This window comes from Euhalothece natronophila Z-M001, assembly GCF_007904085.1.
Taxonomy (GTDB): domain Bacteria; phylum Cyanobacteriota; class Cyanobacteriia; order Cyanobacteriales; family Rubidibacteraceae; genus Halothece; species Halothece natronophila.
In genome coordinates this window covers 1,776,970-1,789,283 of the sequence record NZ_CP042326.1, presented here as the reverse complement: position 1 = coordinate 1,789,283, position 12,314 = coordinate 1,776,970, and the positions used below count along the sequence as shown (strand labels likewise).

At 42.0% G+C, this 12,314-nt stretch carries 15 protein-coding genes; 8 read left to right on the top strand and 7 right to left on the bottom strand.

Features of this window, described 5'->3' with window-relative positions; all coding sequences use genetic code 11:
• The first annotated feature begins 747 nt into the window (after nucleotides 1-747).
• On the top strand, nucleotides 748-1,386 hold the full coding sequence (locus FRE64_RS08555) for a Uma2 family endonuclease (RefSeq protein WP_146295581.1): 639 nt from the start codon (nucleotides 748-750) through the stop codon (nucleotides 1,384-1,386).
• A gap of 255 nt (nucleotides 1,387-1,641) precedes the next feature.
• Nucleotides 1,642-2,106 (top strand): DUF2214 family protein, encoded by a 465-nt coding sequence (locus tag FRE64_RS08550; RefSeq protein ID WP_146295580.1) that lies wholly within the window; start codon nucleotides 1,642-1,644, stop codon nucleotides 2,104-2,106.
• A 31-nt stretch (nucleotides 2,107-2,137) separates the two neighbouring features.
• Here the strand turns inward: FRE64_RS08550 and FRE64_RS08545 are convergent, their stop codons facing one another.
• Nucleotides 2,138-3,310, bottom strand: coding sequence for a pyridoxal phosphate-dependent aminotransferase (locus FRE64_RS08545; protein WP_146295579.1), 1,173 nt, complete (start codon nucleotides 3,308-3,310; stop codon nucleotides 2,138-2,140).
• A 5-nt stretch (nucleotides 3,311-3,315) separates the two neighbouring features.
• Nucleotides 3,316-4,104, bottom strand: coding sequence for a HEAT repeat domain-containing protein (locus FRE64_RS08540; protein ID WP_146295578.1), 789 nt, complete (start codon nucleotides 4,102-4,104; stop codon nucleotides 3,316-3,318).
• A 264-nt stretch (nucleotides 4,105-4,368) separates the two neighbouring features.
• Here FRE64_RS08540 and isiD point away from each other — a divergent pair, with 264 nt between their 5' ends.
• The 6 genes from isiD (at nucleotide 4,369) to FRE64_RS08510 (ending at nucleotide 8,233) form a co-directional block, all read left to right on the top strand.
• Nucleotides 4,369-4,581 (top strand): protein IsiD, encoded by a 213-nt coding sequence (gene isiD, locus FRE64_RS08535; RefSeq protein ID WP_146295577.1) that lies wholly within the window; start codon nucleotides 4,369-4,371, stop codon nucleotides 4,579-4,581.
• Nucleotides 4,578-5,783 carry a bifunctional phosphopantothenoylcysteine decarboxylase/phosphopantothenate--cysteine ligase CoaBC gene (coaBC, locus tag FRE64_RS08530; RefSeq protein WP_146295576.1) on the top strand — a complete coding sequence of 402 codons (1,206 nt, stop codon included), beginning with the start codon at nucleotides 4,578-4,580 and terminating at the stop codon, nucleotides 5,781-5,783. The genes isiD and coaBC overlap by 4 nt, the downstream gene beginning before the upstream one ends.
• Before the next feature lie 243 nt (nucleotides 5,784-6,026).
• Nucleotides 6,027-6,158, top strand: coding sequence for a hypothetical protein (locus FRE64_RS18085; protein WP_281286855.1), 132 nt, complete (start codon nucleotides 6,027-6,029; stop codon nucleotides 6,156-6,158).
• A 518-nt stretch (nucleotides 6,159-6,676) separates the two neighbouring features.
• Complete coding sequence (locus FRE64_RS08520; RefSeq protein ID WP_146295575.1) at nucleotides 6,677-6,979, top strand: magnesium transporter MgtE N-terminal domain-containing protein; 303 nt, start codon at nucleotides 6,677-6,679, stop codon at nucleotides 6,977-6,979.
• A gap of 64 nt (nucleotides 6,980-7,043) precedes the next feature.
• A complete protein-coding gene (locus FRE64_RS08515) occupies nucleotides 7,044-7,418 on the top strand; it encodes a magnesium transporter MgtE N-terminal domain-containing protein (protein ID WP_146295574.1) in 375 nt (124 codons plus the stop codon).
• Nucleotides 7,419-7,606: 188 nt separating this feature from the next.
• On the top strand, nucleotides 7,607-8,233 hold the full coding sequence (locus FRE64_RS08510) for a magnesium transporter (RefSeq protein ID WP_146295573.1): 627 nt from the start codon (nucleotides 7,607-7,609) through the stop codon (nucleotides 8,231-8,233).
• Nucleotides 8,234-8,339: 106 nt separating this feature from the next.
• On the opposite strand, the gene FRE64_RS08505 is transcribed toward FRE64_RS08510, so the two are convergent.
• Genes FRE64_RS08505 through FRE64_RS08485 form a run of 5 tightly spaced genes read right to left on the bottom strand, consistent with a single transcriptional unit; the run spans nucleotide 8,340 to nucleotide 11,878 of the window.
• Complete coding sequence (locus tag FRE64_RS08505; protein WP_146295572.1) at nucleotides 8,340-9,041, bottom strand: precorrin-2 C(20)-methyltransferase; 702 nt, start codon at nucleotides 9,039-9,041, stop codon at nucleotides 8,340-8,342.
• A gap of 2 nt (nucleotides 9,042-9,043) precedes the next feature.
• Entirely contained in the window at nucleotides 9,044-10,324 is a 1,281-nt protein-coding gene (locus FRE64_RS08500) for a TldD/PmbA family protein (RefSeq protein WP_146295571.1), read from the bottom strand.
• Complete coding sequence (locus FRE64_RS08495; protein ID WP_146295570.1) at nucleotides 10,321-11,184, bottom strand: Tab2/Atab2 family RNA-binding protein; 864 nt, start codon at nucleotides 11,182-11,184, stop codon at nucleotides 10,321-10,323. The genes FRE64_RS08500 and FRE64_RS08495 overlap by 4 nt, the downstream gene beginning before the upstream one ends.
• 14 nt (nucleotides 11,185-11,198) lie before the next feature.
• Nucleotides 11,199-11,399, bottom strand: coding sequence for a TIGR03643 family protein (locus FRE64_RS08490; RefSeq protein ID WP_146297319.1), 201 nt, complete (start codon nucleotides 11,397-11,399; stop codon nucleotides 11,199-11,201).
• 53 nt (nucleotides 11,400-11,452) lie between these two features.
• Nucleotides 11,453-11,878 carry a hypothetical protein gene (locus FRE64_RS08485; protein WP_146295569.1) on the bottom strand — a complete coding sequence of 142 codons (426 nt, stop codon included), beginning with the start codon at nucleotides 11,876-11,878 and terminating at the stop codon, nucleotides 11,453-11,455.
• Between the last annotated feature and the right edge of the window lie 436 nt (nucleotides 11,879-12,314).

Here is a 12,314-nt window from a genome sequence, read left to right as displayed (position 1 = left end):
TAATGTGAAGTCATTCCGCATTAGCTGAAACCCTTATTTAATCTTGGTTTGAGTCCTTAACTTCAAATAACCATTCGCGCACCAGTCACAGCAAGGATTTTGGCGATTTTGGGTTGCTTTTTATGATCAGTTTTGTTAGTATGAAAGGGCATTCGCGCAAACGCACCTTGAAAATCAAATATAGTAAGGGTTCTAAGTGCCTGCGGTTTCAATAACCAATAATCCCTATGAGGGATTGAAACAATAAGAATGCGCCCAAGGCACAGCCAAGACAAGGTTTCAATAACCAATAATCCCTATGAGGGATTGAAACATACTCCACAATTTGAGATAGCTTTTTTCAGTTTGTTTCAATAACCAATAATCCCTATGAGGGATTGAAACAGAGCTAAACTGGAAAACGCACTCAATTCCAGCTTCGTTTCAATAACCAATAATCCCTATGAGGGATTGAAACGAGCGCGATCGCGCCCCTCTGCTCTCTATACTTATTGAGAATTGAGCTCAAATAAGCAGAAACGAGTTAACGTCGTTCTTTTAACAAGGTGTGAGAGAGATAATCAAAAATTATCCAAGAAGTATATTTAGGAAGATACACAAAACGGATACGATGGCTTGGGTCGCTGAGAAAACAGTGAGAACAGTTAGGGCGGTTAAGATAGTTAAAGGCGATCGCTTTTGTCGAACGAACATAGCTAAATAAGCTATTGGTAGTAGTATTGTGACGGAACGCACTAACAGATCATCATGGAATCCCTCACTTTAAATGTACCTCCAGCAGTTGGTTTAACCGATGAGCAATTTTATCAACTCTGCATTGCTAATGAACCCTGGCAATTAGAACTTACGCAAGCTGGAGAATTAGTTATTATGTCTCCTACAGGCGGAGAAAGCGGAATCAGAAATTCTAATTTAACTACAGATTTAAACTTATGGAACCGTCAAGCCAAGTTAGGAAAGGTCTTTGACTCTTCTACAGAATTTAAATTACCTAGTGGTGCTTATCGTTGTCCTGATGTTTCTTGGGTTAAATTAGAGCGTTGGCAAGCTTTAACTAAAGAAGAACAAAAACGCTTTCCGCCCATTTGTCCCGATTTTGTCATTGAATTGCGGGGCGTACAAGCTGCCGAGGACACCTCGGCAGACAGCCCCTCGCGTTCCGAGAGTGATGTTTTGGAAAAATTACGCCTTAAAATGCAAGAATATCGAGATAATGGGGCGCGTTTAGGGTGGTTAATCGATCCGCAAACCCCTTTGGTAGAAATTTATCGACCCCAGCAAGATGTAGAAGTGTTGAATTTTTCTGTCGATTCCCCTCCTCAACTCTTCGGTGAAGAGGTTCTACCTGGTTTTATTCTAGATTTGACTATTATCTTAAACCCGTAGCTTTGACGCTCTCCCGGTGAATCGGAGAATACAGGAGGAGATAGATTCTGGTTCAGCCCTCCAGCCTATTGAAACTGGTAATGTGACGGAATTTTTCTTGATCAGCCAACGTTTCAATAACCAATAATCCCTATGAGGGATTGAAACGCGGGGTTGAACAGAACTACCTGATTTGCAAAGTTTCGACTCATCACCCTAGAATATTGTTAGTTTATTATATAGTTATTTTAAGTAAAAGCGGGAGTTGATGAGATTATGTGGGATAGCGCGATCGTTGCCTATATCCATTATTTAAGTTTTGGGCTGGTTCTGGCTTCGCTAATCGTCGAACGCCAAACCATGAAATCCGAACTAACCATCCGCCAAGGGTGGGTAATTTTGATCGCTGATGGGATTTATGGCACAGCGGCGACTGCCCTTCTAGCGACTGGAGTTTTACGCTTATTATACTTTGGCAAAGGAACCGAGTTTTATACCGAAAACCCAGTATTTTGGGCAAAAGTTATCCTCTTTTTTACGATCGCTGGTATTTCCTTGTATCCCACAATTTCATACTTGATGTGGATTGGGAAGTTACGACAAAATATTGCGCCAAAGTTAACTCCTTTTCGCACCAATCTCATTAATTGGATTATCAATATTGAACTGGTAGGATTTAGCGCAATTCCCTTGTTAGCTTCAATGATGGCACGAGGAATTGGATTAAATTGGCTTTCTTAGGGCAAACCTCATCAAAATCCCACTTCTTAATTTAGGGGTAATGAATCCCTGAAGCCTTCATCCGAGAGATAGCTTCTTGAATGCGATCAGCAGAGATGGTTAGGGCAAGACGGAAAAATCCTTCTCCTGAAGCGCCATAACCATTTCCAGGGGGAACAATAATCCCACACTTGTCTAAAAGTAAATTGGCAAATTCTTGAGAGGTATAGCGAGGGGGAACCGGAACCCACATATAAAGGGTAGCTTTTGGAGGGGTAATTTCCCAGCCGAGGGATTTTAACCCCTCTACTAAGATATCTCGTCGCTGTTTATAAACGGCAGTTGCTGCTTCAATGTTTTCGCGAGGGGTGTCTAAAGCAGTCATCACAGCCCGTTGGATGGCTTGAAAAACCCCAGAATCAACATTACTTTTCACTCTAGCTAATCCTTGAATCCCAAAGGCGTTACCCACAACAAATCCCACACGCCAACCAGTCATATTATAAGATTTCGAGGCACTGTGAAACTCGATCGCGCAGTCTTTTGCCCCTGGCACTTGCAGTACACTAGGAGGCTGATAGCCATCATAAGCAATTTCGGCATAAGCATTATCATGGCAGAGTAAAATATCATGTTCTTGGCAAAAGGCAACAGCTTCTCGAAAAAAGTCTAAACTGGCTAACGCGCCTGTGGGGTTATTTGGATAATTCAGCCACAGCAGTTTTGCTTTCTGGGCAATTTCGACAGGAATTTGGCTCAACTGCGGTAAAAAATCATTTTCTGGTTTTAAGGGCATGGGGTAAGAAGTGCCCTCCGCAAATAGGGTAGCGGTTTTATAAACGGGATAACCGGGATCAGGAATTAGGGTATAGTCTCCGGGGTTAACAAAGGCTAAAAAAGTATTGTGGATGGCTTCTTTGGAACCAATGGAGGAAATAACGTCTGTTTCGGGGTTAAGATCGGTTATCCCATACCGACGCGCCATAAACTCAGTCACTGCTTTGCGAAACGCGATCGTTCCCTGATAAGGGGGATAATTATGAGTGTGGGGATCTTCAATCGCTTCGTGCATGGTTTCTAGGATCGGTTGAGGCGTTGCTAAATCGGGATCGCCAACTCCTAAGTTAATGAGATCGACTCCTTGAGCGCGGAGTTTTTGGGCTTTACGATTAATTTCGGCAAAGAGATAGGGGGGAATGCGATCTAGACGCTGGGCAAATTGCATATTGTTTAGAGCAAAGAATCCATTAAAGTTAACAGTTGCACGGCTTCTGGGGATAAGGGCTGATCTTGGTGTTGGAGATGATTTTCTAGCAATCCTTTCAGGGCAATTAATTTTAAGCTATTTTCAGCAGGAGTTTGCGCGATCGCGCTTCCAGCGTCTAAATAATCTGTTGCCCCTAAATCCATCAGTGCTGAGCGTCGCAGGGGCAGTTTTTCCGCTTTTAAGCCTTCTACTAAGCGCATACCATATTTTTCTTCTTTTGTCAACTGATATAAGGCACGGGCGGCGGCAAATTGCACTTTTTCCACAGGATGGTCTAGAAAGGGTTGAATCTGCGCGATGGCAATAGTTGCCCCTAATGATCCTAACGCCTCAATCACTGCTTCGTAGGGTTGCACTAAATGGGGTTTTCCTGGCATCGGTTTCGCGGCTTCCACTCCCCCTTCCAATAACGCTAATAAGGGAGAAATGGCACGAGAATCCCCAATTTCTTCTAAGGCTTGAGCGCTGGCTTCTCGCACATAATAATCGCTACAGTTTAAATTCTCAATCAGTGACGGAACAGCTTGCGGATTGCCCAATTTTCCTAACGCTCTAGCTGCATTACGGCGTAGGGGGTAGCCCCCATCAGGAGAGCGATCTGCTTCGTCTTCGAGGGCATTTAATAAGGCAGTCATGGCGGCGGAATCGGTAATCCGAAATTTTCCCAACCACCAAGCCGCATAATAGCGCAGACTTAAATCTTCAGTTTGGTTTAAATGCGCGATCGCGGTTTCAGCATTATAAGCAGTCATAGCGCAAAGCAAAAGTGGCTATATTGGTCATTAGTCATTGGTTATTGGTCATTAGTCATTAGTCATTGGTCATTGGTTTACAAATGACGAAGGACAAATAACAAAAACCTCAAGAAGCGTGAAAACTGCTATAAGAAATCCTACCACTTCTTAACCTTCAGACAATTAAAATACAAAAAAAATATTTTCTCTTGTAAATTCTCTGCTTCTTCACAAGATTAATCCGTTAAGATAATCCTGAAGGGGTCACTCAGGGAGGCTGTTATGAATACGATTAGTCTGTCTCATGAAGAAATTGAAGCATTAACCGCAGAGGACGTAAAACAGTTAGCAGAACGCTTAGATCAGGATGACTATAATAGTCCGTTTGAAGCCCTGCAAGACTGGCATTTATTACGTGCCATTTCTTTTCACAATTGGGAATTAGTAGAACCTTATCGTCATCTCCTCGATGTGGAAGCCTTTGATGAAGCATGAGAGATGGCAAAAATGTCCTAATTAGTATTGGCGGTGGAATTGCGGCTTATAAGGTTTGTCAGCTAATTTCCCATTTATATCAAGGGGAAATCTCAGTAAGGGTCATTTTAACCAATGCGGCGCAGCAGTTTATTACGCCTTTAACTGTTAGTACCCTTAGCCGTCATCACGCTTACACCGATACTGATTTTTGGCATAATACTGCTCGTCCCCTTCATATTGAGTTAGGGGAATGGGCAGATTTATTAGTGATTGCGCCTTTAACAGCTAATACCTTAGGCAAACTAGTGTATGGACTAGCTGATAATTTACTCACTAATACTGTTTTAGCATCGAATTGCCCGATTTTACTTGCCCCAGCAATGAATACCCAAATGTGGGAACAACCTTCGGTGCAGCGGAATTGGGAAGCAATTAGGCAAGAATCACGCTATCATCTCCTTGAACCCAGTGGCGGGCGACTGGCTTGTGATCACGTGGGGAAAGGGCGGATGGCGGAACCCGATCAGATTTTCCAGACTATTCAATCTCTGCTTTATACTCAAGGCAAACGGGATTTTTGGGGTAAAAATGTCTTAATTAATACTGGGGGAACGCGAGAATATCTTGATCCTGTGCGGTTTTTAGGGAATCCAGCAACAGGAAAAATGGGAAGCGCGATCGCGCAGGCAGCCCTAAATCGTGGCGCAACAGTGACATTAGTTTATGGGCAATCTTCTCAGATTACAGTTACTCCCTCTCCCCAATTAAACCTGATCTCTGTAGTAACTGCTGAGGAAATGTTAGAAGCAATGGTCGCCCATTTTGCTAATGCTGATTATACGATTCTCTCTGCTGCTGTAGCCGATTTCAAGCCCGCTCATTATTCTCCTCAAAAACGCCCGAAACAGGATATCTCACACTCATTACCCTTAAAAGCGGTTCCCGATATTGCAAAAACTCTCAGTGAACAAAAGCAACCGCAACAAATTTTAGTAGGGTTTGCTGCCCAAACGGGGGATTTTATTAAACCTGCCCAAGAAAAGTTACAACGGAAAAATCTCGACTATATTGTTGCTAACCCCATTGATCAAGCAGAAGGCGGATTTGGTAGCGATCAAAATCAATGTGTTATCCTCAGTCAAACAGGAGAGAAAAAGGAGATTTCCCTCTGTAGTAAATTAGAACTAGCTCACCAACTCTTAGATGTTTTAATCTCCTAAGAAATAATAATCATAATGGAAAAGTAGGAAAGTTCGAGATTACTCAAATCGCGCAAATCTTTATACACCACTTGTTCTGGCATGGTTGCTTTTTCCACCTTTTGTTAAGTCATTAAAAAATTGCCTAAAATTTATGATTGACAGTTGTTAATTCTCAGCTTACAATTAGGGCAGCGATTGAGGTTATTCATAAGTTAACCCCTAGTCGTGGTATTGCTTTTTCACAAGGGAGAGCTAACTAAGATGGAAGACTCTGGTAGTAGTAGTAGTTTTATCACCGCTACCCAAGAAACCATTGCATTGCTAGACGAAGATCCTGAACCTGGATCAGCTAACGACCAGGCGGCGATCGTAGAAAGAACTTGGCCCTTGTAACTTTTACCTAGAGCTATAGGTTCATCTCTGGTCGCCCCTGCGTCGGACGACTGTGAATATAAGGAGATGAACAGCATGAGAACTTATATTATAGCCCGTATATTCCTTCCATCAACTTTAATTCCAATTTAGTTCCAAAATTTGAGCTAGAAACTAATTCTAAGAGACTAAACTAGCAAACTGAGGTTATCATTCTTCATACTTTAAGTCCTGTTTGTAAGGAAGCGAGGGGAATATTTTGCTTCTTTCACTCCTATAGGGGCTACCGCATAGCATAAGTTTGCTCTAGGCTAGGTTTTGCTTTCTGTCATTGGGGGAATCAATGACAGGTGGCTTCCTATGTCTTCAATTATAGTGATTCCAAGTAAAAACGATTCAATCAGTCAGGCTTAATTAAAGAATATCCCTTTAACCTAGCTGTACGGAATTTAATTAGGAATGACGACAGGAACTAAAGGCCTGGTTTGGTATTCAAAACCCTGCTTTACCATCACCGTAGAATTGATAGGAAGTGAACCATGCCCATCAATGTCCTACAGTTAATTTTGCAACAATCTTCTCTTGAAGTGGCTTCGCGCTGTGTCAATCAAGTCGAAATTGACAAACTATTGCAATCATTACCAACACTCTCACTAACTCAGCGCATTCTGGTCTTGTTATTACTCGAAAAACCGAAGGCTTGCTATGTCTTTAATTTACTTGAACGAGAGCAGCAAACCCAAATGTTTGAAGCAATGGAAATTTCGGAGAAACTTTGGCTATTAGAAGCCTTAGAGACTGATTTCCAAGATTCACTAAATCATAAAAATTTTAATTCCTAGATCGATAAGAGACTTGTGCCTTGAATTTACTTGCAGATAAGTTTTTTTTCTCAAGAGGTGGATTATGTATCAGAACACTTTGCATTCTTTTTTTGATGTCATTGCTCAACAGATGTCAGATCGTTTTCGTGTTGAAAAAGTTGCCGATTCATTGAGCCAAATTGATATCGAGCAACGGATATTGGCTTTTCAACTGCTTGGGAAAGGAGTAGCCCTTGCAACCCTTGAATACCTTACCCCTACAGAGCAGTCTGAGTTGTTGCTGGCCATGGATGCTGATGAATTGATCGAGCTTTTAGAGTCAATGAAACCAGAAGAACGCATGGAACTTTTCGCTCACTTACCGAATGAAGTGGTTGAACAGTTGATGGCTAAATTGCATCTAGAATTTCAGACCATTATTCATTCATTATTTGGGCGTTGTTTAATCAATTTATGATCTTTTATATCAGATAATCTTATTGATTATATTGGTAAATGTGATAGATTGTATTGTCAAATTTTCTGGGAATTATTGTAAAATTCTGTTGGAATCATTGTAAGATTCTGTTAGTATCATTGTAAGATTCTGTTAGTTGGGTTTTATTGCAAAATCTGGTTAATTCTAAATAAAAATAAGGAGATATTATGACTCAGAATCAAGAAGTGGCACAAGACACTGAAAAGCTACTTGCCCGTGATAAAAAGTGGAGTGAGCGACTTGTCACAGGGCAAGCTCGGTACGCTATCCAATTACGAATCATCTTTCTGGTTGTCACTTTAATGGGTGGTATGGCAGTAGGAGGAGTTATTGAAGCCTACGAAGGCACCCTTGAAGCAGTTGCTGCAGCTGCTATTTTTATCCCAGTAGTGATGGATATGGGAGGTAATGTAGGGACTCAATCAACAACTGTGTTTGCCCGAGGTTTGGCATGGCAACATATTAATGCAGGTGACTTTTTCCCCTATCTTGCACGGGAGCTAAGAATTTCTCTCGCTATGGGGGCAATCCTTGGTCTTGCTGGTGGGGTGATTACCTACGTTTGGCAAGCCGCGCCTAATGACATTCCTGGGCTTGCTCCTGCCGTTGGAATATCCCTTTTTATCGTAATCGTTCTAGCATCAATGTTAGGTGCATTTCTCCCTTGGGTCATGCTCAAGCTGGGCATTGACCACGGTCCTGGAGCGGATCCATTTATCACGACCATTAAAGATTTCGTGGGCCTAATGATCTATTTTTGGCTTGTGGCTCAGTTAGTAGATGTTAGTCTCTGAACGCAAGCTAACACTAGGTACTTTAGTCAAAGGAAATTAAGGGTTGTACTGACTTGCTCCTAATTTCCTTTGATTAAGTTGGAATTTTTAAGGGATGACTTCAAGATTAGTAATGGTTGATGATCATAATGGAAAAGTAAGATAGTTTAAGTTGATCCATATTGCGTAAGTCTTTATAAACGACTTGATCTGGCATGGTTGCTTTTTCCACAATTTGACTAGAAGCGAGTAAACCTTTTTTATCTAATAATTCCCAAATTTGAGGGTAGAGAGAACTAAATTTCATTAAAACCACTACTTCGGCTGTATTGAGAGCAGTTTCTAGTTCCTCTAGATGATACAGTGTGGGGAGAATCATTAAACGCTGCGATCGCGTGGTTAAAGGAATCCCTAACTCAGCAGCCGCTGCCATGGGAGAACAAACCCCTGGAATTGTCTCTATAACCACATTAGAATCTAACTTTTGTACCGTTTGGGCGAGGTAGGTAAAGGTACTATAAAAACTAATATCTCCTTCACAAGCAAAGGTGACATCTTCGCCGTTTTGCAAATAAGTTAAGACGGTTTTCGCTGCCGTTTCCCACGCTTGGGTTAATTCTGTCTCATCTTGCACATAAGGAAATTTTAATGGCAAAAGGGTTTGATGAGACTCTAGCCAAGGGGTAATAATCGTTTGGGCAATTCCCTGTTTTCCTCTAATTCCTTCAGGAAAGGCGATAATATTGGCGTTTTGGAGACATTTTAAGCCCTTAACGGTAATTAATTCGGGATCGCCAGTTCCGACACTGACACCATAAAGTTTACTCACTATTAACTTACGACTGATAAACCATCAACAACAACAGAAGGGGTTTTATAAGCGCCATTAATTTCTGAATCACCCCCCAGAGTAATTAAATGATTAAGGGCGGTATAAATATTCCCTGCGACCATCGTATCTTTTACTCGCCCGATAATTTCCCCGTTTTGAATGCGATATCCTAGTTCAATATTGGCGGAAAATTCTCCTGAGAGATCCGCATCTTCTCCAAGGAGTTGATCAATGACTAATCCCTCATCCAGTTGGGAAATTAAGTCTTGTAGTTGCCCTTTCCCATTCTCTACAATTAAATTGACTAAGCCTGGGGTGGGATAACGTCCTAAACTGGGACGAAAGCCATTTCCTGTTGTACCAGTTTCTAATAAGCATCCGATCGCGCGATCGCTGTAAAATTGTTCTAACCGCCCTTCCTGAATTAACATCAGTTTTTGAGTAGGTGTGCCTTCATCATCAAAGGGGCATCTTTGCGGTAATTGGGTGGGATCTTGAAAAAGGGTAATTTGAGGGGAAATCACTTGCTGGTTTAAGCGTTCACTCCAAGGGGAGGATCCTTCCCAGACTCGTTTCCCATTTAAAGCTGAGACTAATGTATCCCAAAATAAGGGGGCGGCTTTAGCGGTAAAAATAATGGGAACACGCCCTTTTGGGGAGGGAACAATGTGGGAGGCAAACTTAATTCCCTCGGTAATGCGTTGCTGAGTAGGGCGTAAATCAAGACTTTCTGAGGCTTCTACCCCATCCGCGATGGTGAAAAAGTCTTCTCCCCGTACCCATTCTGCTTCGATAAAAGCACTCAAACTAATGTCACTATATTGACAATCTGTCCCTTTTGTGTTAAGAATGCGAGTGGTTTGCTGTTCACATTCCAATTCCGCTTTACATAACAGGCGCGGATAAGATTTATGGAGTTGCGCGATCGCGCTTTTTCCCGTTTCTACCAGCGTTTCTCTTGACATTGCTTTTCCCTGAGTGGGATAAACTTGTCGGTGATCAGGGGTTAATTCAATGGTTTCAGGGGGATTTAATTCACATAGGGCGAGGGTACGATTAACAAACGTTTCCAGATCGATATCGCCATAAGCCACCGTCACACTAGGAGCGCGATCGCGCCAAATTCGTAGGGCAACCCCTTCTGATTCATTGGTTTCTAACTGTTTGAGATCATTTGCCTCAAAATAAACTGCCTGAGAATGAGACACCAGTTGATAAACTTCCGCCTCATCTACCCCTGCTTGTTGCGCCTTATCTAAAAGTTCTTCGGGATTGATCATGCTAATAGCCAAAATCCTGCAAATGAGTCTGAGTTGGGATCACGTTGAATCGCGAAAAAGTGGACTCCCTCAGCTTTTTCTTTTGCCTCCTGAAAACTTTTTGCCTCTTTGAGGGTTTCAGGATTAGTAATATCAGCTAATATCCAACATTCACTGCTTCCTGTTTGTAAAATCAGACGCGGTAAACTCCCCTGTTGTAGCTGAATCTGTGATAATTCAATTCCCGACATCCAACCAGCAAAAGGAATGGCGCGAGGAGAAAAAATCACTAATCCTGGAATCTTGGTATCAGCATCTAATTCAAATAGGGATAGTGGAAACCCCTCCCCAAAACTAATATCCCACTCGTTCATCTCCTGAAAGGATTGGGCTTCTAGGGTGACAAATGCCCATTTATCTCCTTTATCCCCTCGAATGGCATCAGGCAAAATCGCAGGATTTTCAGCAGGATATTGCACAGACACATTGGTAACTGCACTTTCATCATAGCCCTCTTGTTGGGGATAAACCTCTTCTTGGCGTTGGCGCATCCATTTTTGCAAAGCATAAGTGCGCCGACTGGGGAGGGCGGTAATTCCTAAATCCTCACACGCCTTAGTAATCATATTACTCATGGGACGGCGAAAGAAACGAATTTTTTTTGGAGAATGTCCTGACTGCGCGATCGCGTCATTAATGGCTTCTTGTAAGAAAATAGAATTAACGCTTTTCGCTGAGCAGAACTTATTATAGCGAAATAATTGGTCGGGAGTGGTTTTCACATCCAAAGGGCTTTCGCAAATTAAAACCTCCCAGAGTTTTTTATTATTTTCATCCCGAATTGGACGGGAATAGAAATCTAGTTCCCAAATCGTATCCATGGTTATAAACCTTTTTATTGATGTTTGGCTTTAAAGCGACCTGTGGAAAATCCTCGTTTGTATAAATGCTTAGTAGCGCGATCGCTGACTCGTTTCCGCCACATCCGAAAACTAGAGGGTTTCATTTGCTTTCGCATTAATTTGATCACCTCTTTTTCTTTCAAACCATACTGGCTCGTAATCGCTTCAAACGGAGTCCGATCTTCCCAAGCCATCTCTATAATACGTCCAATATCCTCTGAACTCAATTGCTCTAAGTCAGTTTTACTCAATTTTGAATTAACTTTTGTAAGGACTCAACTTCCATTCCCATTGTAGCCATTGCTTCTTTTAAGGCCGCTCGAAAGCCATCTACATCCGAAGCATAACCACAAAGTTGAGCCACTGTTACAATATCCTTAGATGCATTGGCTCTGGCGCAGCTAATCAACTCTTCTCCTGTCAGTGGATTTTCCCCAGAAAGAAGCTCTTTCTTAGATTCTCCCCAAAAAGCACTAAGAGTGCAAGTTTGTTCATCATCATGATGTTTCACTGACCAACGATAAAGAATCTCTGGAGATTGGGGATCCATTCCCACCTCAAGCAGTTTTGCCCCCATATAGTAGTTCATTTGTTTAACGACTTGTTGTCTTTCTTCTAAGGGGCGGTTTTTATTGATTGTCCGTTCCAAATGGGCTTGAGTTGATTGCGACATAATTGAAGATGATTACTTAACACCGATTCTTAGTTTAGCGAGTTAACCTCATTTAAGCCAATTCCTAATTTATAGCGTTTCTTAGTCTGTAGTTATTGGTCATTGGTCATCAGTCATTAGTTAACAAAGCAGAAATAAATTTAACTATCCGTTCTCAGAAGTCTCCCGACAGAATCTTTGAATTGTCGGTGAGATGAATGAGAACAGTCGTGCTATCATCGAAAAAGTTTCAGATGGGGAACTTTTTTCGGCGAAAACCAAGCCAAGATATAAAAGAATTTTTGATTCTCTTCCATCCAATTATCTATAAAGCTCGGGAGCCGGGCTGTTCGCCTATCGCCTTGGTGTAAGACTTCTCTTTTCCTACGATTAGAAAAGCAGCCGATTGGGTAGGAAGCTCCCGTTAGAATCTTCGATTTAACGGGAGTAGCTCACG

Excerpts from the sequence above, each read along its gene's own strand:
- FRE64_RS08500 (WP_146295571.1), bottom strand. The coding sequence starts at position 10,324 with ATGATCAATCCCGAAGAACTTTTAGATAAGGCGCAACAAGCAGGGGTA.
- FRE64_RS08555 (WP_146295581.1), top strand. The coding sequence starts at position 748 with ATGGAATCCCTCACTTTAAATGTACCTCCAGCAGTTGGTTTAACCGAT.
- isiD (WP_146295577.1), top strand. The coding sequence starts at position 4,369 with ATGAATACGATTAGTCTGTCTCATGAAGAAATTGAAGCATTAACCGCA.
- FRE64_RS08485 (WP_146295569.1), bottom strand. The coding sequence starts at position 11,878 with ATGTCGCAATCAACTCAAGCCCATTTGGAACGGACAATCAATAAAAAC.
- coaBC (WP_146295576.1), top strand. The coding sequence starts at position 4,578 with ATGAGAGATGGCAAAAATGTCCTAATTAGTATTGGCGGTGGAATTGCG.
- FRE64_RS08520 (WP_146295575.1), top strand. The coding sequence starts at position 6,677 with ATGCCCATCAATGTCCTACAGTTAATTTTGCAACAATCTTCTCTTGAA.
- FRE64_RS08515 (WP_146295574.1), top strand. The coding sequence starts at position 7,044 with ATGTATCAGAACACTTTGCATTCTTTTTTTGATGTCATTGCTCAACAG.
- FRE64_RS08545 (WP_146295579.1), bottom strand. The coding sequence starts at position 3,310 with ATGCAATTTGCCCAGCGTCTAGATCGCATTCCCCCCTATCTCTTTGCC.
- FRE64_RS08550 (WP_146295580.1), top strand. The coding sequence starts at position 1,642 with ATGTGGGATAGCGCGATCGTTGCCTATATCCATTATTTAAGTTTTGGG.
- FRE64_RS08490 (WP_146297319.1), bottom strand. The coding sequence starts at position 11,399 with ATGGCTTGGGAAGATCGGACTCCGTTTGAAGCGATTACGAGCCAGTAT.
- FRE64_RS08510 (WP_146295573.1), top strand. The coding sequence starts at position 7,607 with ATGACTCAGAATCAAGAAGTGGCACAAGACACTGAAAAGCTACTTGCC.
- FRE64_RS08495 (WP_146295570.1), bottom strand. The coding sequence starts at position 11,184 with ATGGATACGATTTGGGAACTAGATTTCTATTCCCGTCCAATTCGGGAT.
- FRE64_RS18085 (WP_281286855.1), top strand. The coding sequence starts at position 6,027 with ATGGAAGACTCTGGTAGTAGTAGTAGTTTTATCACCGCTACCCAAGAA.
- FRE64_RS08540 (WP_146295578.1), bottom strand. The coding sequence starts at position 4,104 with ATGACTGCTTATAATGCTGAAACCGCGATCGCGCATTTAAACCAAACT.